Source organism: Reichenbachiella faecimaris, assembly GCF_900176375.1.
Lineage (GTDB): Bacteria > Bacteroidota > Bacteroidia > Cytophagales > Cyclobacteriaceae > Reichenbachiella > Reichenbachiella faecimaris.
The window spans coordinates 215,406-236,647 of the sequence record NZ_FWYF01000001.1 but is presented as its reverse complement, the minus strand read 5'-3'; the positions used below and the strand labels follow the sequence as shown (position 1 = coordinate 236,647).

The 21,242-nt window shown below is 39.5% G+C and carries 19 protein-coding genes; 17 read left to right on the top strand and 2 right to left on the bottom strand.

Features of this window, described 5'->3' with window-relative positions:
• Positions 1–31 precede the first annotated feature (31 nt).
• Positions 32–1,750, bottom strand: coding sequence for a hypothetical protein (locus tag B9A58_RS00925; RefSeq protein ID WP_084370549.1), 1,719 nt, complete (start codon positions 1,748–1,750; stop codon positions 32–34).
• 277 nt (positions 1,751–2,027) lie between these two features.
• Here B9A58_RS00925 and mnmA point away from each other — a divergent pair, with 277 nt between their 5' ends.
• The 6 genes from mnmA to B9A58_RS00895 all read left to right on the top strand — a co-directional run bounded on the left by mnmA (position 2,028) and on the right by B9A58_RS00895 (position 10,000).
• Positions 2,028–3,146 (top strand): tRNA 2-thiouridine(34) synthase MnmA, encoded by a 1,119-nt coding sequence (gene mnmA / locus B9A58_RS00920; RefSeq protein ID WP_084370548.1) that lies wholly within the window; start codon positions 2,028–2,030, stop codon positions 3,144–3,146.
• 22 nt (positions 3,147–3,168) lie between these two features.
• Positions 3,169–3,819, top strand: coding sequence for a hypothetical protein (locus B9A58_RS00915; protein ID WP_084370547.1), 651 nt, complete (start codon positions 3,169–3,171; stop codon positions 3,817–3,819).
• A complete protein-coding gene (locus B9A58_RS00910) occupies positions 3,806–5,458 on the top strand; it encodes a S8 family peptidase (protein WP_084370546.1) in 1,653 nt (550 codons plus the stop codon). Before B9A58_RS00915 ends, B9A58_RS00910 begins: the two co-directional genes overlap by 14 nt.
• 11 nt (positions 5,459–5,469) lie before the next feature.
• Positions 5,470–7,869: a TonB-dependent receptor plug domain-containing protein gene (locus B9A58_RS00905; RefSeq protein WP_245826956.1), complete on the top strand. Its 2,400-nt coding sequence runs from the start codon at positions 5,470–5,472 to the stop codon at positions 7,867–7,869.
• Positions 7,870–7,987: 118 nt separating this feature from the next.
• Positions 7,988–8,563: a penicillin-binding protein activator LpoB gene (locus B9A58_RS00900; RefSeq protein ID WP_084370545.1), complete on the top strand. Its 576-nt coding sequence runs from the start codon at positions 7,988–7,990 to the stop codon at positions 8,561–8,563.
• A 36-nt stretch (positions 8,564–8,599) separates the two neighbouring features.
• Positions 8,600–10,000, top strand: a complete 1,401-nt coding sequence (locus tag B9A58_RS00895; protein WP_084370544.1) for a COG3014 family protein — start codon at positions 8,600–8,602, stop codon at positions 9,998–10,000.
• Here the strand turns inward: B9A58_RS00895 and B9A58_RS00890 are convergent.
• Positions 9,997–10,350, bottom strand: a complete 354-nt coding sequence (locus B9A58_RS00890) for an arsenate reductase family protein (RefSeq protein ID WP_084370543.1) — start codon at positions 10,348–10,350, stop codon at positions 9,997–9,999. The two genes, B9A58_RS00895 and B9A58_RS00890, sit on opposite strands and share 4 nt — an antisense overlap.
• A 143-nt stretch (positions 10,351–10,493) precedes the next feature.
• Between B9A58_RS00890 and B9A58_RS00885 the strand changes: the two genes are divergently transcribed.
• The 11 genes from B9A58_RS00885 to B9A58_RS00835 all read left to right on the top strand — a co-directional run bounded on the left by B9A58_RS00885 (position 10,494) and on the right by B9A58_RS00835 (position 21,165).
• Positions 10,494–10,997 carry a hypothetical protein gene (locus tag B9A58_RS00885; protein ID WP_084370542.1) on the top strand — a complete coding sequence of 168 codons (504 nt, stop codon included), beginning with the start codon at positions 10,494–10,496 and terminating at the stop codon, positions 10,995–10,997.
• A gap of 116 nt (positions 10,998–11,113) precedes the next feature.
• Positions 11,114–11,725, top strand: a complete 612-nt coding sequence (locus tag B9A58_RS00880; protein ID WP_084370541.1) for a hypothetical protein — start codon at positions 11,114–11,116, stop codon at positions 11,723–11,725.
• 76 nt (positions 11,726–11,801) lie between these two features.
• A complete protein-coding gene (locus B9A58_RS00875) occupies positions 11,802–12,851 on the top strand; it encodes an FKBP-type peptidyl-prolyl cis-trans isomerase (protein WP_139793699.1) in 1,050 nt (349 codons plus the stop codon).
• A gap of 18 nt (positions 12,852–12,869) precedes the next feature.
• Positions 12,870–13,946: a hypothetical protein gene (locus B9A58_RS00870; protein WP_084370539.1), complete on the top strand. Its 1,077-nt coding sequence runs from the start codon at positions 12,870–12,872 to the stop codon at positions 13,944–13,946.
• 149 nt (positions 13,947–14,095) lie between these two features.
• Positions 14,096–16,630 (top strand): DNA gyrase subunit A, encoded by a 2,535-nt coding sequence (gene gyrA, locus B9A58_RS00865; RefSeq protein ID WP_084370538.1) that lies wholly within the window; start codon positions 14,096–14,098, stop codon positions 16,628–16,630.
• A gap of 48 nt (positions 16,631–16,678) precedes the next feature.
• Positions 16,679–17,878, top strand: a complete 1,200-nt coding sequence (locus B9A58_RS00860; protein ID WP_084370537.1) for a tetratricopeptide repeat protein — start codon at positions 16,679–16,681, stop codon at positions 17,876–17,878.
• An 87-nt stretch (positions 17,879–17,965) separates the two neighbouring features.
• Entirely contained in the window at positions 17,966–18,358 is a 393-nt protein-coding gene (locus B9A58_RS00855; protein ID WP_176214638.1) for an OmpA family protein, read from the top strand.
• A gap of 101 nt (positions 18,359–18,459) precedes the next feature.
• Positions 18,460–18,933, top strand: coding sequence for a MarR family winged helix-turn-helix transcriptional regulator (locus B9A58_RS00850; RefSeq protein WP_084370535.1), 474 nt, complete (start codon positions 18,460–18,462; stop codon positions 18,931–18,933).
• Positions 18,934–19,078: 145 nt separating this feature from the next.
• Positions 19,079–19,312 (top strand): cold-shock protein, encoded by a 234-nt coding sequence (locus tag B9A58_RS00845; protein WP_084370534.1) that lies wholly within the window; start codon positions 19,079–19,081, stop codon positions 19,310–19,312.
• 12 nt (positions 19,313–19,324) lie between these two features.
• Positions 19,325–19,735 carry a hypothetical protein gene (locus B9A58_RS00840; RefSeq protein WP_084370533.1) on the top strand — a complete coding sequence of 137 codons (411 nt, stop codon included), beginning with the start codon at positions 19,325–19,327 and terminating at the stop codon, positions 19,733–19,735.
• Positions 19,732–21,165, top strand: a complete 1,434-nt coding sequence (locus tag B9A58_RS00835; RefSeq protein WP_084370532.1) for a sodium:solute symporter family protein — start codon at positions 19,732–19,734, stop codon at positions 21,163–21,165. The genes B9A58_RS00840 and B9A58_RS00835 overlap by 4 nt, the downstream gene beginning before the upstream one ends.
• Positions 21,166–21,242: the final 77 nt, after the last annotated feature.

The following is a 21,242-nucleotide window of genomic DNA, read 5'->3' as shown; positions in this document are numbered from 1 at the left end:
ATTTGCGCAATTCCACTGACGTACTTTTTTATTACAATTGAATGCTCACTCCAAAGTAGGGCGAGACATATTTGGTCGTCTTATAGCCGCTTTCAGTCGCAGTGAAAGAATAAAAATAATCTACGCCAGTCACAAGAAATTTATTCAAATGATAGACGAATCTAACCTTAGCAAGAGATCTTTCATCTAAGCTAAAAGCATCCCCTAAATCCGTCAATCCTCCTTTGTAATATCTGGCGTGCATGGAGAATTTATTGAATAATCGATCCACGTCTGCGTTTAGCGTCACCACGGCAGGAGCCGTTTCACTAATTTCGTCTGGGATCATCAAGCTGCCTCCTAATGTTAGCTTTTTCAAAATATGACCTTTCAAACTACCATAAATACCCTTCATTTTTTCAGCACTTGCCAAAGCCAGAATTTTTGAATCTTTATCTATTTCATAGGCTCCATCAAAGAATTGAGGGAGGTAATAATCTGAATAAGAGAGCCTCTCAATTCTGATGTCAGTACTTAGTAGGTCAGCTATAAAATTGAATCTGAAATTGAATCCAGCGCTGACGCCACTTCCTTTCTCAAATGAATTCGTAGGCATGGAAATAAAACCAGCCGTTTGCAGTACGCTTAAGGTATCTGCTAGTGCTTCTGTAGCTACATCCAACTTTGAGTAATTCGCAAATAGATCGATTTGAATAAAAGGCACGGTCAGCAGTGTGACCCCCATGTCTATACCAAATGCTCTGATTCCTTCTTCAGTAAATGCATAAGTAGAACGAGCTTCTTCTGAGCCAATCAGCGTGGTTTGGTCGTGATCTGATAAAATGGTGGTGCCAATTTCTAGTGTTTTTACAATAGGAATAAATGTCCAACTCAAAGGTCTCACATAAGGCCTAATGACAAATAAATTGAAAGAGGCAGGATCAAAATCACTGCACATACCTTCTATGCCTGCAAGACCTTTTACATTAATATCATAATGTAATCCTATCTTTCGTTTTTCATAACTGACACTATTTGTATAATTGTTTACCAAGCCACCAAAACCTATCATCGTTCCGCTGAGATCACCTACCTTCACATATACAGGGTCTACTTTTTGCTGACCATACCTGACATACCTGATCAATCTCAACGCTCCCACACCATCTTCAAACATTTCAGTTCTGATGGTTTTATCATCTAGTCCATACAGTATGGGAACATCAATACCCACGCCTACTTTTCCAAACTTAAGCTCTGGAGCTAACACAAGCCCAGCATACGCTTTTCCATCAATATTAGTATAGGTGAGGCCTCCATTTAATGACGAGCCAGCACTCGGCGATGGCAACCCTGCACGAAAGTCTTTGGCAGGTTCTTTATCCTTTTGTTTTTCTTTTCGTGCCTCACGTTTTGCGTCTTTTTCAGCTTGGCGTATAGAGTCTTGAGTACTATTGACTTCTTTTGCTACCAAAGAATCTTCTATGAGATTGGTGGAATCGACTACAACAAGCTCTTCTTCTAAACTTGTACTATCCACTTGCACTGAATCCACAGGTATGGAGGATGTTGTTGTTACGCTAGAATCTGCGGCTACGTCTGCAACCTGCGCCTCAACTTTCTGCTTTTTCTTTTTGTCCTTTTTCTTCTTTTTAGAATCTTCCCAGAGGTAGGAATAATCCGAAAACGGGTCTTCTTCAGTGCTTTCCTGGGCAAAGCCCAGAGAGGCAAATCCAGTAATAACCAGTAAAAACAATACAGTTCTTCTCATAGCTTATTTCTTCAATTTACACTGCAATTGGCGCATTATTCTCCACCACAGCAAGTTTGAATGTTAACGTACCAATCAGAATTAATTGTCGGAACATTCATTTTTTCAAGCGCAAAAATGCCTGAATAAAACCATAATACAAAAGGACAGGGAAGGGGCGATCCTAATTGACAGTATTAAATCATGGATACTTATTTTGAATCAAACTATTTGCTTTAATTTTGCGGATACAATAAATGTCAACACCAGGCTGTGAACCTGGCAATAAAACATCAGAATGAGTACAAAAGGACGAGTGCTTGTAGCCATGAGCGGCGGGATAGATAGCTCAGTAGCTGCAGTGATGCTTCATGAACAAGGATATGAAGTTATCGGAATGACAATGAAAACCTGGGATTACAATTCATCAGGTAGCAGCAAAAAAGAAACAGGCTGCTGTAGCCTAGACTCTATCAATGACGCAAGAAATATTGCAGTCAATCTTGGGTTTCCCCATTACATATTGGATATCAGAGAAGAATTTGGCGATTATGTCATCAATCATTTTACAGACGAATATTTAGCTGGGCGTACGCCCAATCCATGCGTACTTTGTAATACACATATCAAGTGGGATGCACTTCTTCGTCGAGCAGATAAACTGGGCTGTGATTTTATTGCCACAGGCCATTATGCCAATGTGCGTGAAGAAAATGGTAGATATGTGATCAGCAAAGGAGTGGACGAAATGAAGGATCAGTCCTATGCACTCTGGGGGGTATCCCAACAAAGCCTGAGCCGAACGCTATTGCCACTTGGTCATTTAAAAAAATCCGAAATCCGAGAAATGGCTCGTGAGCGAGGTTTTACAGATCTTTTGAACAAATCAGAGTCCTATGAAATTTGCTTCGTTCCTGACAACGACTATCGAGGCTTCTTAAAACGAAGAGTGGATGGATTGGAGGAAAAAGTAGCTGGAGGTGAATTCGTTTTGGAAGACGGGACAGTAGTAGGTACGCATGAAGGCTACCCGTTCTACACGGTTGGACAAAGAAAAGGGTTGGGTATCGCATTAGGCTTTCCAGCTTATGTTGTCGAGATTATTAAAGAAAAAAATCAAGTGGTTTTGGGTACGTTTGACGAACTATCCAGAGATGGCATGTACGTTAATCAATTGATTCTTGGTAAGTACAGTGGCCTTTCAGACAGAATGGATACCATCACCAAAGTACGCTACAACGACTCTGGCAATCCTGCCGTCATAGAGCAGGTAGGAGACACGATGAAGGTGTTTTTTGGAAATGGCGTATCTGCCATTGCGCCAGGTCAGGCAGCAGTATTCTACGAAGGCAATGATGTCATTGGTGGGGGCTGGATCAGTAATAGTTTTAACCAATCCAAACAACGTGCGATATAGCGTCCTTCTACTTCTTGGATGGATGTTTATATCCTGTTCGGAGTCTGAGTTGGCTTCTGACACTGATCGACTGGGCTTGAACTACTTTCCATTAGAAGTGGGCAATTATCGTATTTATGACGTGGTTGAAACTAAGTACACAGTATTAAAAACCACAGTCGATATTTATGAATTGAAAGAATCTGTAGCAGATTCTAGCCTTAATATCAGTGGTAATCTTCAGTATATCATTCACAGATCCACCAGAGCGGATGGTACAGAGTCTTGGACGTTAGATTCGATTTGGACGGCTCAAAAATCCACAAGTATAGCGGTCTTAACAGAAAATAATGTCCCTTTCGTAAAACTAAGCTTCCCCATAGCACACGAACGGGAATGGGATGGAAATGGTCTCAATGCGCTTGATAGCGAATTTTATTGGTACAATACGGAATTGGCTGACACTGCATTATCAGGTGTCATCTATCAAGACCTTGTCAAGGTCATACAAAACGACAGAGGAGAAGATTTTCTGGGATTTGAAAACAAGTCCGAAATTTTTGCTCCTGATATTGGAATGATCATAAAAGAAAGTGCAATATTGAGTTACTGTCAGACAGCGTGTGCCACTGAAAAGGAAATTCAGTCGGGACGGGAATTGATGATGACCTTAAAAGAATATGGGAAAGAATAGAGGTAGAAGGTTGATTTTCGGGTTGATAATGGTCTGTTATAGCCAAATGCTTTTGGCTCAGACTGAAACCAACAGATACGTGGTATATCTGAAAGACAAGACGAACTCACCCTATTCAGTTGACAACCCTTCTGCCTATTTGTCTCAGAAAGCCATAGATAGAAGAACCAATCAAAATATCTCTATTACGACTGAAGATTTTCCTGTCAATGAATCCTATGTTCAATCCATTAGGGATTTAGGAGTTGAAACCTATTTTACCTCGCGCTGGATGAATGCAATTTTGGTAGAAGCGACGCCCGATCAGATAGATCTGATTGAAGCTGAAGAGTACATTCTACATGTGGACTATGCAGCTCCTGGTCAGAAATTAAATGAGATACCTGATCAAGAAAACACTACTCGCGAAGAGCATTTGCCCAGCAACTTAGATATGTTGAACTCCGATAAGCAAGTCACCATGCTTTTTGCTCATACCATGCATGAAGAAGGTATTACAGGAAACGGCGTTTGGGTGGCAGTTTTTGATGATGGTTTCTTAGATGCCAATCTATCTGCAACTTTTGCGCACACTTTTGAAAACGACAAGCTAAAAGATGTCATGGATTTTACTACTGGAGGCAAAAATGTATTCCAATATGATGATCACGGCACAGGTTCATGGAGTTGTTTGGGAGCAAAATTAGAGCCTTCTTTCATTGGCACGGGTTATAATGCGGATATCAGTTTATATGTAACAGAAGATGTATTTACTGAATATAGGATAGAAGAATACAATTGGCTATTTGCTGCAGAAAGAGCAGATAGTGCTGGTGTAGATATCATTACTTCATCGCTCGGATATGACGATTTTGATGATCCATCCATGGACTATAGTGTGGAAGATCTTGATGGAAACACTTCCATTATTTCACAGGCAGCGAACTTCGCCATTGACCGAGGCCTATTGGTCGTGACCAGTGCGGGAAATTCTGGAAATAGCACAGATTGGCCTTATATATCAATGCCAGCAGATGCGGAAAACGTAATCGCTGTTGGAGCATTGGATCATAGCTATAATTTGGTGGGTTTTAGTTCAGTAGGCCCAACTGCTGATGGGAGAATTAAACCAGAAGTGGTCGCGTTGGGTTCGCAAGTTACAGTGCTGAGTGAAGGCCATCTGCTAGCGCTCAAAAACGGAACAAGTTTCGCAGCGCCTCTGATTGCAGGATTTGCAGCTGGGCTGTGGGAGAAGTTTCCATCATTGACCAATTTGGAATTGAGAGATTTGATACTCTCTTCATCTAATAACTTCGCGTCGCCCAACAATCAGATAGGCTATGGTCTTCCTGATTATAATGTAGCTGTGGGCAACGAGCCATTGGCTGTAGCTCAGGTTGTAGATGACGCTATCAAAGTTTACCCTAATCCAATCACAGGAGATCATATTAATTTATTGATTGAAAAGCATTCCATTCCAATGCCACTAAAGATGAGTTTATATTCGCAGAGCGGAAAACTCATTAATGAAATGACTATAAAAAGAGCTAAAAAAGGCATGATCGCGGAACTGGGCTTCAAAGAAAATGGTCAGGGCATATATTTTCTTCACATAGAATGTGATAACTATTCCAAAAATGTTAAAATATTGCGCTACTGATTCGCAGGGCGATGTATATATTGCGGTCGATTTGTAGCAATGAATTCATGGCCAATCACTTGAAATATACCTTCTTAACTTTTCTGTTCCTTACGGTTTCCCAAACCAGTCTAACAGCCCAAACGATGATAGTCAAGGGTGAGGTCAAAGACTCATTGAACCTTCCCATTAGTGATGTTTTTGTTTTGTTGCTGCCTGATTCCAGTTCTACACTGACAAATAAAAAAGGTGAGTTTTCAATAAAAGTTAGAAATGCCAAAAAGAGAAAAGTAATATTCTCACACCTGCAGTATGAAAATTTCGCAATAGATATAACTACAAGTGACAAAGTCAGTGTAGTTCTCAAGGAAAAAACGCAAGTCCTTTCTGGTATAGATATACAAGAGCGGCGTTTTGAAGAAACACAGGAAATAGGCAGTATAGAAATTGATGCAAAAAATGCCTATACCTTACCGTCAGCTACTGGTGATTTCAGTAAAATACTAGCCACACTACCTGGAGTGACCAGTAATAATGAACTGGCTTCCGTCTATTCAGTTCGTGGAGGAAACTATGACGAAAATCTCATTTATGTAAACGGAATGAAAGTCTATCGCCCTTTCTTAGTAAGTGCAGGTAGGCAAGAAGGACTGGGCTTTATTAATACGGACATGGTTGGTCATGTGCAGTTTTCTGCAGGAGGGTGGCAAGCAAAAGACGGAGATAAGTTGTCCTCAGTACTCAAAGTTCAGTACCGTGTGCCAAAGCGCAATGAAGCCACGATAAATGCGAGCCTTTTAGGAGGGAGCTTGCACTATGGCGGCGTGAGCAAAAAAGGGGATTTACATTATTCATTTGGCGTACGCCACAAAAACAGTAAGTACCTGTTAGGAACTTTAGAAACAAATGGCAACTACTTACCAAAGTTTACGGACTTTCAGGGGTTCATTTCCAAGCAGCTGGGCTCAAAAACTACACTGGGCCTACTAGCATCCTCAGCGCACAACAACTACTTAACTATCCCTGAATCAAAAGAAACTGAGTTTGGAACTATTCAGGCATCATTCAGAGTCTCTACGGCTTTTGAAGGTAGGGAGAAGTTAGACTATCACACCAACCAAGTGGGATTGATACTCTCTCATTCCTTTAGCGAAGATTTCATTTCTAGACTGGTCGTATCAGGTGTCCATTCTAGTGAGCGTGAAAACTATGAAATAGAAGGAGCCTATTTGTTATGTGACATCAATAGAAATCCAGGGTCGAACAGATTTAACGAATGCGTAACAATCAGAGGCATAGGTAGCAACTATGCTTATGGAAGAAATAAGTTGGAAGCTGAAGTGTTGAGTATAGATCAGAAAAATGAAATTTACCTTGGCAATGATGTCCTGTCGTTTGGTATGTCCTGGGACTATGAGAATTTAGACGATAGATTGAAAGAGTTTGCATTTACTGATTCGGCCGATTTTTCAAATGTGACCTTCAGCGCTAACAATGCCATAGCTATTCAATCACATAAAGTGTCTGGCTTTGTACAGTACACATTGAATTCTAGAGATTCTCTTCATACAATCAATGTGGGAACAAGACTGAATTACTGGACTTATAGTGAGCAGTGGCTTGTGAGTCCAAGAATACAATACGCTTATAGAATGGGCATAAGAAGGGCTTCTATCTTAAGATTGGCTACAGGCGTGTATCAGCAGCATCCCTTTTATCGAGAATTGAGAAACAGGACAGGGGTAATCAATCCTGAGGTAAAAGCACAATCTTCTTTTCATGTTGTTGGGGGTATAGATCATTACTTTAATGCCTGGGGCAGACCTTTTAAACTGTCTTCAGATTTTTATTACAAATACTTATGGAATGTCAACCCTTATGATGTCAACAACATTAAGATAAGGTATTTTGGAACCAATCAAGCCACTGCTTATGCGTATGGTTTGGATTTTAGAGTCAATGGAGAATTCATTGAAGGTACTGAATCGTGGTTTAGTCTTGGTATTCTGAATACAATGGAAGATTTACAAGAAGGGGATGGCTACGTGAGAAGGCCCACAGATCAACGTCTCAACTTAGGTATATTCTTTCAAGATCATCTGCCTAATGATCCAAGCATTAAAGTCAGCGTCAATACCCTGTTTGGGAGTGGCCTTCCCTTTGGCCCGCCTGGTCGTGACGATCTGAGGAATTCATTTCAAGGAGATCAATATTTCCGACTGGATTTAGGCTTTTCAAAAAGCTTTGAATTTGAGAATGATAAAACTTTGAGCCCTAACTCATTATGGATTGGGCTAGAACTGCTCAATGCATTAGGGGCTGATAATACAATTTCTTATACTTGGATACAAGACGTAGTAGGCAATCAATTTGCAGTGCCCAACGCATTGTCGGCAAGGTTTTTGAATGTCCGGGTCATAGCAAAATTTTAACTTCAAAACGTTTCGATAATCAATTGGTGAAACAGAAATATCTGAATAATTTCATATTGTAGTATTTTGCAGTACCAACTTGATTAACTAAGATTCAAAAAAAATAAACGATAAACAGATGAAAAGACTAACCATTATTTTGACAGCAATAGTTCTCATGACATCATGCGCACGAACAGTGACGCGTGTGAGTCCAGATCAACAGATTGATCTGAGTGGCAGATGGAACGATACAGATTCTAAACTAGTAGCTGAGGAAATGATCAGAGATGTACTCAGCAGACCCTGGATCAGCGATTTTAGAAATGCCAATGATGACCGACCTGTAGTGATCGTAGGGATCATTGCCAACAAAAGCTCTGAGCATATTGAATCAGAGACTTTCATCAAAGATGTAGAAAGAGAATTCATCAACTCTGGAACTGTAAGAGTAGTTCAAAATTCTGTTTTTCGAGAAAAACTACGAGAGGAAAGAGCACAACAGGGCGATTTTGCCTCTATAGAAACACAATCCAAATGGGGAAAAGAACTGGGAGCTGACTTTATGATGTTTGGTGTAATTACTTCAGTTACTGATTCTTACAAAAAAGAAAAGGTAGTCAACTACAAAGTCAATCTTGAGCTGGCCAGTATAGAAACAAGTGAAAAGGTATGGATTGGCGACAAAGAAATTAAGAAGTACATCAAAAACTAAGTAACCAGATTCAAAAAACTTCTCCTTAAACTGATAATGAAACGATTTTATCAAGTACTGCCGCTATGCTTCTTGCTGAGCTGTGCCACCTATTATCAAATGAATCTTGCCTTTAATCAGGATTTTGAAAGTGGTAATATGGAAGCAGCTGAAAAGGTGTTGGTGCAAAACCCCAAAGCAGCAGACAGTAAGGAGAAGTTTTTATACTACCTCAATAGAGGAACAGTGGCTGCCATGCTAAATAAGCCTGAAGAAAGTAATATTTACTTTGAGAAGGCTTTTATCTATGGGGAAGATTACCGAACCAATTACTTCAATGAGGCAGGTGCTTATCTACTGAACCCAACGATCATTGAATATAAGGGGGAAGATCACGAACATCTCATACTGCTTTACTACAAGGCTTTGAACTATATAAAATTAGGAGATAGAGAAGCTGCCCTTGTTGAGTGCAGGAGATTAAATAATCGATTGGCCAAACTCAATGATAAATACAAAAGTGATTCTAAATACAAACGAGATGCCTTTATACACAATCTAATGGGATTGATCTATGATGCCGATCGAGATTACAATAATGCATTTATTGCTTACCGAAATTCTTACGACATCTATAAGGAAGATTACAGCAAAATGTTTGGTGTAAAACCGCCTAAACAACTCAAAAAAGATTTATTAAGAACGGCGTATCTCATGGGATTCCAGACGGAGTTAATGCAATATGAAGATGAGTTCAAAATGAAATTTTCCCCTGACAAAAAGGAAGGTGGTGATTTGATCTTTCTTTGGAATAATGGCCTTGGACCAGTGAAAGATGAATTTTCGATCAATTTCACTGTCGTGCATGGCAAGGATGGATTGATCACATTTGTAAATAAAGAACGAGGATACAACTTTTCCTTTTATATGGATACCAATGACGAGGAGGATGAAAAGAAAACTGACCTTTCTGATTTGGAATTTTATCGAGTAGCCATCCCAAAATACAATGAAAGAAAACCAATTTTTAGCAATGCCACACTCAGTGTAGGCAAGAGTAATTTCAGACTAGAAGAGGCTGAAGACATCAATAAAATTGCTATATATTCTCTAAACCAAAGAATGGGGCTCGAATTGAGTAAATCTCTTTTGAGGCTGGCCATAAAAAAAACTGCTGAAAAGCAACTCAGGGAAGAAAGTGAGGGATGGGGAGCAGCATTAGGTGCTTTCAATGCTTTTACTGAGAAAGCTGATACCAGAAACTGGCAGACCATTCCCCATACCATTTATTATACACGTGCCCGTTTGCCTGTGGGGGTAACCAACGCAAAACTTTCCATAAAAAGTGGCAAAGAATTAAGACAAGAACATGATTTCACTTTTCATGTTCAAAATGACCAAACTATATTTCACTCCTTTTACTCCCTGGAAAGCGTTCCACAAAGTAGGCTTTATTAGTTGATCTTAGCATTTACGGCTTCCACGATTTTTTTCGAATTTCCAATAAATATTTCCTCATCAATTATAAATACTGGGCGCTTTAGAAAAGTGTACTCTTCTACAATCAACCTTTTGTAATCCATTTCCGACAAGTCTTGACTGCCCAAGCCCATAGACTTGTATTTCATAGCTCTCCTGCTAAACAACGACTCATAACTTCCACTCAAAGCTTTCATTTCATCCACCTGTGCCTCAGTCATGGGTTGCGTTTTTATGTCCTGCATTTCAAAATTTGTTTCGGTAATGCCCAACTCTTTAATTATTCGAATGCAAGTACTACAGGTCGAGAGATAGTATATTTTTTTCATTGATTATGGTCTTTATGATTATGTTGCGAATATAATTACTCTCGACAATCTGCTGGATTAATCCACATTTTACTTGACATATTGAACCATGAGGCCTTTATTCGTGATTGGTTTAACTGTTAACTATTAATAATTACATAAAAATGAAAAGTGTGAAGTTGAAAAATAGTCTACTTGTTTTTGGTTTATTGATTGCCTGTCTGGCTATCTGCCCAAAAACAATGGCACAAGACACAGAAATAACAAGTGAAGAACTAACTCAATATGCTCAGGTAACTGCAAAAATTGACTCACTCAAAGCTGATATGAAAGCGAAAATAAGCGAGTCCGTGAAAAGCAATGAACTGATGGATGGAGGAAGACTTTACAACAAACTAAACAAAGCGAAAGGTGATGAAGCAAAAATGGCTGAAATAGGTGCTACAGAGGAGCAGCTTGCAGCTTATGCTGAGATTCAAGCAGGCATTGAGGCTTTTAAGGCTGAATTTAAAGAACAATATACCACAGTGGTGAAGGATGAAATAGGTACTGGCACTTTCAATAAAGTAAAAAAAGCGTTGAAAGCTGATGAAAGTGTGAAAGCACAGTATGATGATATTGTGGCTTCATTGACTACTGTTTCTGATGAAACTGAAGGTGAAGAATAAGTTCCCCAGTTTTTAAAACAAGAAAAAGGCATATCACTCGGTATGCCTTTTTCTTTTGCTAGTTTTTCTAATTCGATAATACGTGGTAAATTTCTAAAGTAACAAAATGCTCAGGTATGTTCACGGAATATGAAATAGAAACCTTAATTGAAAATGAGGTCATAAAGAAGGCTACGTTTGAACTCAAAAAAGAATTTATTAAGAACGAGGCACCTTACCTGGAAATATCTGACCAGGATTTTTTCTCCCTCATAGTAATGACTCCCACAGTAGGTGTTGCCCTAGCTAATGGCAGTGTAAGTCTTTGGGAAGAAATGGCCCTCAATAAAAAGGCAAGAAAATTATCGAAAGGTGGTTATTTCATGAAGAAAGATCCTGTAGTCTTTGGTTTGAAATATTTGATCAAGCAATACGACAACTGGGAGGATTCATTTCTTGGAATCATTAGACTCACAATGGAAGAAACTTTTAGTATAAGTAAGCTGGAAGCTCCCTACGACAAAAACCAATCAGTGAGTGAGTCTGCCTATCGAGATGAAGTACTCAAGGCCCCTTATATTCTGATCCGTTTTTTGTCCTCTTTCTTTTTGGACGACGACGAAGACATCATCAGTCAGCGCAGCATTTCAAAAGTTGATTTTGGGCGTGTACAGTCCATTGGCGAAAAATTGGGACTCCATAAGATTCCTCTTTTTCACTATTTCTGTAGCACCTTCAAGGTGAATTGAATTGGCAAAAAGATATTATCGAAATTTATTTCCATTCTCGTCGTTATTTCATCAATTTGTGAAAAATAGCTGGACCTTGATTTTCAATACAAAAAACTTACGTTTCTTATTTGCCCTTACGAGCTTGTTTTTGCTTTCCTATTGCAATGATAGCAGCGACCCTACCATAGATCAAAATGCTGGAGATCAAGCAGAAATTGAAGCCTATCTTGCAGAAAATGATACACTGGCTGTAGCTGATGAATCTGGTATTTATTATCATGTAATTGACACAGTGCCTACAGGTACTTCGGTAAATAGCGGCGACATATTGAGCATATACTATACGGCTCAGGTGATGAATGGAAGTGTCATTGATCAAATTACTAGAGGTGAAGAAGATTCATTATTACTCAGGCATGGTGTTGACGCTATTTACCCAGTAGGTTTAGATATAGGTTTAGGTTTAATGAAAGAAGGTGAGACTTACAGGTTTTATATTCCTTCTTCTTTAGCTTATGGTGATTATTCATTCAGTTCTTTAATTCCTGAAAATGCGATTCTCGAAATTGTGGTGGAGATAACGGCCATTCACAGCATAGCTGATATCATAGACAATCAATATGATCAGATTATCGAATACATTTCTGACAATCAGCTAGACAGCACTATAATAGATAGCACATTTAATACGACACTTGGTCAGTGGGTACATACTGATACCACATTGTTTCATCCACTCGATTCAGTTAGATATTTTGCCTCTGAGCAAATTTTTTACAAGCGTTTGGCTGAAGGCACAGAGAATGATACCCTCAGAAGAAATGATCTGGCCACTATCAGTTATACTGGAAGCACATTGGACGGAGAAGTTTTTGACCGAATACCCAATGCTACACCACTGACCTATACGTTTGACGTTGGAGAGGTTTTGGAAGGATTAGATGTAGGTATATCTGCCATGGAACGAAGTGAAGATGCTTTAATTATTATACCTTCGCATAAAGCCTATGGAGAAAGTGTTTTTGTAATCCCCAGGTTTACAAAACAAGATTTTGTGGATTTAGAAATCATTCCTCAATATGCGGCGAAAGTGGCTCCTTATGAAATAATTATGTTTGAAACCAGCCTGCTAAATAATCCATAATCATCGATCTACAACTCATTGAAATTTAGATTACTACTATATATCACCTTATTCTCAGCTGTTGCCAAAGCACAAGAATATCCCATAGACCCTGATGATATATATCGACCTCCAGCTCGGGCAATACTCAATCAGTTTTCAATAACAGTCACCACGGGTTACAACTCTACCAATTATAGTCACGACCTGTCTGGTTTCTGGTATCTGCAGTCAGCCAGTCAACAGTTTATATCTCCAGATCTGGGCGAGCCCTTAGGAGAAGAATTTGATGTTTATGACAACTGGTTTAACAATCCCGTCTTAGCACAAGCTGTGGTTTTGATTGACACATTTGATGTGCCATACCCACCACTGTCTAACCCTGTCAATAATCCTTTGTTGATCAGGGATTTGGTGCCATACCATGCAGACTCAATAGGTTTGGGATTTGAAGGCAGAGGATGGGGCATACCAATAAATCTCGCCGTCCGATACAACTATCAGAAATTCCGAGTGGGATTGGGGTTGAGCCTTGAGTTTCATACCATCAAGTCATTGAGTCCTACACGTGATGATTTGGGTATTAGAAATTATGAACCAAATTTTAAAAAGGCAGTTTTCTTTAGCTATTATATGAATCTGGGCTATCGTTTCTACGATTTCTGGGATTGGTCTTTTGCCGGAGAATTAGAATTTGGCAAACAAAAAATGGGGAAAAACTGGAATTCAAGCCTGATGAATCAAAGTTTGTTTTTTAACCTGGGTGTTTCAATTGAGAAAAACCTTTCGGAATATTTCAGAATCGTAATCAAACCATCCTACGACTTTAAGAATTATGGAATCAATGTGCCAGAGACAGGACTGAATATTCAACATAAGAATCCGGCTTTCGAAGTCAACTTTGGTGTCAGTATCACTATTCCAGAACTTAGGAGATCACCTATGAAAAGTGACCATGTACAACTCAAACACCTCTATACTGATCCCCAAACAGGACGAGTGGAGGAAGTAAGAGGCCAGCCAATCTGGAAAAAGCAGAATCCTAAAGTAGGAGAGAATCATAGAAAACTTTGGCGATACAAGTTCAGAAACAGAAAGAAACTGAACCCTTATTGATAAGTACACTAATTCCTTGTTTTCCTGTCCCATTCAGGCCAAAAAAATACTTTATTTCTTTGCCCATATTGTTGCAGCAGATAGTGAATTTTAGGTTTAATTTTCGTTAAATTGCGCTCTTAATTTTGCTTGTCATTATTTAAAATTTTATGGCTGAAGACAACGAAAACCTACCTCTAGGGGATCAGAATATAATACCTATCAATATCGAAGATGAAATGCGTGGCGCATACATTGATTATTCAATGTCAGTTATCATTTCCAGAGCTTTACCAGACGTAAGAGACGGATTAAAACCAGTGCATAGAAGAGTACTCTATGGTATGCTGGATTTGGGTGTTTTGCACAACCGTGCCTATAAAAAATCTGCTAGAATTGTCGGGGAAGTATTAGGTAAGTATCACCCGCATGGTGATTCGTCTGTTTACGACACCATGGTGCGTATGGCTCAAGAGTGGTCATTGCGATACCCGTTAGTGGACGGACAGGGTAACTTTGGTTCTGTGGATGGTGATTCACCAGCTGCCATGCGTTATACTGAAGCCAGATTGAAAAGAATGGCTGAAGAGCTTTTGCATGACATCAACAAAGAAACAGTTGATTTCCAGCCCAACTTTGACGACTCGCTAAAAGAACCAACTGTACTACCTGGAAAATTTCCAAACCTTTTGGTGAATGGCACATCAGGTATTGCTGTGGGTATGGCTACCAACATGGCTCCTCACAACCTTACTGAGGTCATCAATGGTACCATTGCCTATATAGACAACAATGACATTGAAATACCTGAATTGATGGAACATGTTACTGCTCCTGATTTTCCTACAGGTGCAACCATTTATGGCTATCAAGGCGTAAGGCAAGCTTACGAAACGGGTAGAGGCAGAGTAGTCCTTCGGGCAAGAGCGGAATTTGAAACTTTGAAGTCAGGTAAGGAACAAATCATCGTATCCGAGATTCCTTATCAGGTGAATAAAGCAAACATGATTGAAAAGACAGCTGCTCTAATCAATGATAAGAAGCTGGAAGGCATTTCTGATATCAGGGATGAATCGGATAGAGATGGTATGCGTATCGTGTACGATATAAAAAAAGACGCGATTCCTAATATTGTCTTAAACAACCTCTACAAGTACACACAACTACAATCTTCATTTGGTGTAAACAATGTAGCGTTGGTAAAAGGTCGTCCCCAGACCTTAAACCTTAAAGACTTAATCAAATACTTCGTTGAGCACAGACACGAGGTCGTCATCAGAAGAACGCAGTACGAGCTGAATGAAGCTGAAAAGAGAGCTCACATCCTTGAGGGCTACTTAATAGCTCTTGACAATCTGGACGAAGTCATCAATTTGATTAGGGCTTCGCGAGATCCAGAAATTGCAAAAGCAGGATTGATGGAGAAATTTGGTTTGAGTGAAATTCAAGCCAAAGCCATTCTTGAAATGAGGCTTCAAAGATTGACAGGTCTTGAAAGAGAGAAAATCCAGAAAGAGTATGATGAGATCATGAAGTTGATTGATCATTTGAAGGCCATTCTTGAAAGCGAGGAAATGAGAATGGACATCATCAAAGAAGAACTTTCAGAACTAAGAGATAAATATGGGGATGAGCGCCGTTCGGATATAGAGCATGCGGCAGATGATTTCACTGCCGAAGACATGATCCCTGATGAGGAAATGGTCATTACCATTTCGCACGAAGGGTACATCAAAAGAACACCACTTACAGAATATAGAACGCAGGGCAGAGGAGGTGTAGGTTCAAAAGGAGCTACTTCCAAAACTGACGATTTTACAGAGCACTTATTTGTTGCTTCTACTCACAATTACTTGTTGATATTCACAGAGTTAGGTAAAGTCTTCTGGAAAAAGGTTTGGGAAATCCCTGAGGGTCAAAAAGCTACAAAAGGAAGAGCTATTCAGAATCTCATCAATATCGAAAGTGAAGATTCTATCCGTGCTGTCATCAATGTAAATACCCTTTCAGACGAGGATTATATCAATAATAATTACATCGTGATGTGTACTAAGCAAGGAGTAATTAAGAAAACCTCTTTGGAAGCATACTCACGACCGCGTCAGAATGGTATCAATGCCATTACCATTCACGAAGGAGATGAATTGCTAAATGTCAACTTGACCAATGGCAACAATCATATTGTGATTGCTAAAAAGTCAGGAAAGGCCATTCACTTTAACGAGCAGGATGTTCGTCCAATGGGAAGAACGGCTGCAGGTGTGAGAGCTGTACGACTGGAAGGAGCTGATGATTATGTCATTGGTATGGTTTGTGTAGCCAGAGAGGACGCTAACTTGTTGGTAGTGACTGAGAAGGGCTATGGTAAGCGATCTGACATGGATGCCTACAGAATTACTAAACGTGGTGGTAAAGGCGTGAAAGCCATGAACATCACAGAAAAGACTGGCGCATTGGTAGCTATCAAAGAAGTGGTAGACACGGATGATTTGATGATCATAAACAAATCAGGAATTACCATTCGATTAGCCGTTGCCAACCTGAGAATAATGGGAAGAGCAACACAAGGTGTTAGATTGATTAAACTTGGAGACAAAGACGAAATTTCTTCAGTAGAAAAAATTGAAAAGATAGAAGGAGAGGAGCCTGAAATTGAAAATCAGGATGATTCTACTTCAACAGAAGAAAACAACGATAAAGAGTAAAATTAAACCAGATTAGGAACCAGCAGGTTCTAGTAAACATTAAAAATTATGAATACAAATAAACTGTTTGTGCTCACGCTTACCCTACTTATAAGCGTAGCTACTTTCGCACAGAAAGGGTCTGTTACTAAAGCAGATTCTTATTTGGTCAAAAGCGATTACGCCAATGCGAAAGCAGAAATAGATGTAGCTATTACAATTGAAAAAAATGCTACAAAATCTAAGACTTGGTTTGTAAGAGGTAAAATCTATCAAGCGATCGCTACTAGTGCTGATGAGGCCGTTACGGCAATTGATTCAGATGCTTTGAGCAAAGCGATAGCCGCTTACAACAAAGTATTGGAAATGGAGAAAGAAAATAGTCCAAACCATTTGATTGCTACCACAAACCTTGATGCGATTTGGGGTAATTTCATTAATAATGGCGGAACTTTATATGGAGAGGAAAAATATGGAGAAGCTCTCCAAAATTTTGAAAAGGCACTTATAGTAAAACCCAGTGATTCTGTCACACTTTTATATGCGGGTGTTGCTGCTCAACTATCTGAAAAAAGTGATAAAACTTTGACCTACTACTACAAAATGCTGGATTTGAATGTGGCAAGTTCAGACGTAGTATCCACTCTGATTTATATTGAAAGAGCAGAGAAAAAGAATGATGAAAAGGCACTTGAGCTGGTAAGAAAGGCTAAAGAATTATTTCCAGAAGATACCAAATTTGGGCAAGAGGAAATCAGCTTGCTTTTGAAAATGGAAAAAGTAGAGGAGGCTAAGACCAAACTCGAGGCTGCCATTGCTGAAGACCCAACTAACGTGAACCTACACCTGAATCTTGGTGTCTTGTATGACAACTTAGCTAGTGTAAAACTGGATGAGGGCAAAAAGGAAGAGGCCAGAACGAATTACGCGAAAGCAAAAGAGTCTTATTTAAAAGCCATTGAAATCGACCCTAGCAGTTATATCGCTAATTTCAATACAGGCGTGATCTATGTAAACATGGCAAAAGAATATTACGACGAAGTTCGGGATATGAATTTGAAGGACTATGATAAATATGGCCCAGCTAAATTGGCCAAAGCTGACAAAATTTTGAAAGAAGGCTTGCCATACATGGAAAAAGCCACAAGTATTGAGCCTGATGATTTGAGTGGACTGAAAGCGTTACAGCAAATGTACACACAACTGAAAATGATGGATAAAGCAGAAGCTATCTTAGATAGAGTAGACGCTTTAGAAGCAGGTCAATAAAAGACATTAGAAGTCATAGACTTCATGACCGGGTAACTACAAGAAGTATATTCCGTATGCTTTCAAATGGTTACCCGGTTTTTTTATATGCTCATCCTTCTTATACTACCGTTTCAAGGCATTGCACAAACTGAGCATATCCGAAAAAGCATTTATTTCCCAGGTGGACAATACTACATCACACCCTATCAACTAGAGACACTTCGGGAGTTTTTAGACTCCATACCAGACCTCCATCACTATAGTATTACGATCCATAGTCATACTGACAATATTGGAGGAGTTTCCTATAACCAATGGTTGTCTCAGATGCGAAGTACCACCACAATCAATGAACTTTTGAATAATAATGGCATTTTGCTCGAAGCGATTGAACAAAAGGACTTTGGCCAATTTAATCCTGTATATGACAATAGTACACCACAGGGCAGGCAAATGAACAGGAGAGTAGACATTGTCTTTTGGCCTATTTCATTATAATGAAATAGATATAGAATTTTCGATCGTAGTATATCAGCCAAATTTGGAAAAGATTGGGGTCTTGATCAAATTACGGGTGGTAAGCATTAACTTCTCCATTCATGGATTCCCTTGAAATAATTGTAAGCATTCGTAAAATTGTACGTTCATTAAACCTTGAATCAAAAGGCATTCAGAAGGAATTTGGCTTGAGCATCACGCAGTTGCTCTGCCTGGGGCATTTACAAAAGAGTCCAAACTATCAATCCAACCATAAAGAGTTGATGAATCTGTTGAGTCTAAATTCGAGTACTGTCACGGGTATTATCAATAGATTAGAGAAAAGAGGGTACGTGGTTCGATTACCCAAACAAGGTGATAAGCGAGTTACTTCTATCACGCTTACGGCCTCAGGAATCAAATTACTGGAAGAGACTCCAAATGTTCTACACGACCGATTGGCTAAAAAATTGGACAACTTAACAGATGACAATCGTTTAATGATAAAAAATGCTCTGGAAATAATAACATCAGCCATGCAAATTCACAAATTGGATGCTTCTCCATTGCTCACACCAGAAGAACCTATAGATTAATTTACTGTAAAGAAACATTTCGATATTGAACTATTTAATAATATGTTCTGTAGAACCTTTTTATTACATTTGTCTAAATTTATTTATGTCGTATAGAACATATCTATACAGGACTGACATTTAAAGAGAAAGGACAGTAGTATTTATGGGTAGAAAAAATTTCAACGCATTTATTAAAAGACAAAAAGCTGAGAAAAAGAGAAAGAAAAAACAAGAAAAACAACTCAGAAAAGAAGACAAAAAATACGAAGAGACGAGTGGAGATCTACAAGATATGATTGCGTATGTAGATGAGTTTGGCAATATACTCGAAGAGCCACCAGAAGAGCAGGAATCTACGGCTGAAGCCAAAGAGGACAGTGATCAAGAAAAAAAGTAAAACGCTCAAATTATGACAGTACTAGCCATATTATCCTGGGTTTTATCAGTCAATTCATCAAATATCGAATTCTCGAGCGCAAGTTTGGATATCAAATCCAATAGCGGCTATATCCAATTAGAGTGGACGAGTAGTGATGTGACAAATCACATTTTAGAACAATCTATTGAGCCAAATTTCAGACATGCCAAAACAATTTACCAAGGTCCTGATCAAGCTTCTTTTATATCTGGACTAGATAATGGCACCTATTACTTTAGAGTGGGGGATCAAAAGGCCAATTGGTCTGATACACTCAAACTAACTGTAGCACATCAACCTTTATCACTCGCCTACACCTTATTCGGAATAGGTTTTTTGGTGTTTGCCTGCACGGTCTTCATTGTTGTCAAAGGCGCTAGAACTTCCAATACTAATTCATGAATAAACAATCATTCATAATTTCCCCAGAAACAGGATGGATTCTGTTAGGCACGCTAGGTTTGATGTGGATCGTTTTAGGCATCTATTGGGGTAGAAAAGCCAAAAACATGGATGGTTTTATGGTGGCAGGCCGTAATGTAGGATTGGCTTTTGGAGCTGCTACTGCCATGGCCACCTGGGTGACTTCAAATACCACCATGCTCGCTCCACAGTTTGCACTCCAGCTAGGTATCTGGGGAATGATTGCCTATTCTACTGCCTCATTTGGATTATTCCTTTTCGCACCCTTAGCCAAACGAATTCGGCAACTGATGCCATCTGGCTATACCAGTGGAGATTTTATTAGACTTCGGTATGGTAAGCCTACCTGGGTATTGTTTCTAGTCATAAGTATATTCTATGGTTTTACCTGGCTGGTGAGCATGGGTATGGCTGGTGGTATACTCATGAATGCCATAGCCGGCATACCTTATGAATTGGGTATGACAGTTATCCTACTGGTCTGCGTCATATATACCTTGTTTGGAGGGATGTATGCGGTTATTGGGACTGATTTCATTCAGTCATTGATCATATTGGTGGGGATCGTAATTGTAGGGATTGGTGTTCTGACACAAATTGACTTTAGTGCCATATACACTAACGTATCAACTGAAAAACCCATGCTGCTTAATGCACTGATGCCAGCAGCTATCATGTCCATATTCAATAATATGCTATTTGGTCTGGGCGAAGTGTTTCATAGCAATGTATGGTGGAGTAGAGCTTTTGCCATGCGACAAGAAGTAGGGAAAAAGGCCTATTTACTTTCTGGTTTATTTTGGTTCCCTGTACCTATTGCTGCTGGGTTCATTGCACTAACCAGTGGCTCTTTAGGGATCAATATCACCAGCCCTGATATGGTAGGGCCACTAGTTTCAGCAAGCGTTTTAGGCCAAGCAGGCGCCATCATTGTCTTTGCAGTATTCTTTTGTTCACTCGCCTCTAGTATAGATAGTTTACTGGCCGCTACTTCTGATTTGATCACTGAGGATATCTACAGAAAGATGCTAAATCCTTTAGCAGGAGAAAAGACATTGAGAAAAGTTTCTGGCAGTATCATCATTGGCTTGGGGCTTTTAGCCTGGGCTTTCTGCATGCCAAGAATAGGTACGTTGGCCACAGTATTGTTTTTTGCTGGCCCTATGGTAGGCAGTACCATTTGGCCTATTGTCACTGGATTGTTTTGGAAGAAAGCCAATGCCAAGGGCGCCATCTGGGGCATGTTATTAGGAAGTACAGTAGGCCTGATGGCCTATTTCCAACTGGGCTGGTATACAGCCTCATTGATTGGAGCAGCCGTGTCTATGCTCACAGTGCTTTTGATGACCTACATCTATCCAGACAATTTTGAATGGAAGACCTTAGACGAAAATCCACAACCTAAATAATTGGACATGTATTTTTCACAAACTTTTTTGAGCGTATTAATAATGCTAGCCCTGGCTGGAATTATTGCCACAGTGGT

Excerpts from the sequence above, each read along its gene's own strand:
- B9A58_RS00900 (WP_084370545.1), top strand. The coding sequence starts at position 7,988 with ATGAAAAGACTAACCATTATTTTGACAGCAATAGTTCTCATGACATCA.
- B9A58_RS00910 (WP_084370546.1), top strand. The coding sequence starts at position 3,806 with ATGGGAAAGAATAGAGGTAGAAGGTTGATTTTCGGGTTGATAATGGTC.
- B9A58_RS00885 (WP_084370542.1), top strand. The coding sequence starts at position 10,494 with ATGAAAAGTGTGAAGTTGAAAAATAGTCTACTTGTTTTTGGTTTATTG.
- B9A58_RS00840 (WP_084370533.1), top strand. The coding sequence starts at position 19,325 with ATGACAGTACTAGCCATATTATCCTGGGTTTTATCAGTCAATTCATCA.
- B9A58_RS00835 (WP_084370532.1), top strand. The coding sequence starts at position 19,732 with ATGAATAAACAATCATTCATAATTTCCCCAGAAACAGGATGGATTCTG.
- B9A58_RS00905 (WP_245826956.1), top strand. The coding sequence starts at position 5,470 with ATGTATATATTGCGGTCGATTTGTAGCAATGAATTCATGGCCAATCAC.
- B9A58_RS00925 (WP_084370549.1), bottom strand. The coding sequence starts at position 1,750 with ATGAGAAGAACTGTATTGTTTTTACTGGTTATTACTGGATTTGCCTCT.
- B9A58_RS00845 (WP_084370534.1), top strand. The coding sequence starts at position 19,079 with ATGGGTAGAAAAAATTTCAACGCATTTATTAAAAGACAAAAAGCTGAG.
- B9A58_RS00915 (WP_084370547.1), top strand. The coding sequence starts at position 3,169 with ATGTTTATATCCTGTTCGGAGTCTGAGTTGGCTTCTGACACTGATCGA.
- mnmA (WP_084370548.1), top strand. The coding sequence starts at position 2,028 with ATGAGTACAAAAGGACGAGTGCTTGTAGCCATGAGCGGCGGGATAGAT.
- B9A58_RS00890 (WP_084370543.1), bottom strand. The coding sequence starts at position 10,350 with ATGAAAAAAATATACTATCTCTCGACCTGTAGTACTTGCATTCGAATA.
- gyrA (WP_084370538.1), top strand. The coding sequence starts at position 14,096 with ATGGCTGAAGACAACGAAAACCTACCTCTAGGGGATCAGAATATAATA.
- B9A58_RS00895 (WP_084370544.1), top strand. The coding sequence starts at position 8,600 with ATGAAACGATTTTATCAAGTACTGCCGCTATGCTTCTTGCTGAGCTGT.
- B9A58_RS00855 (WP_176214638.1), top strand. The coding sequence starts at position 17,966 with ATGCTCATCCTTCTTATACTACCGTTTCAAGGCATTGCACAAACTGAG.
- B9A58_RS00880 (WP_084370541.1), top strand. The coding sequence starts at position 11,114 with ATGTTCACGGAATATGAAATAGAAACCTTAATTGAAAATGAGGTCATA.
- B9A58_RS00860 (WP_084370537.1), top strand. The coding sequence starts at position 16,679 with ATGAATACAAATAAACTGTTTGTGCTCACGCTTACCCTACTTATAAGC.
- B9A58_RS00850 (WP_084370535.1), top strand. The coding sequence starts at position 18,460 with ATGGATTCCCTTGAAATAATTGTAAGCATTCGTAAAATTGTACGTTCA.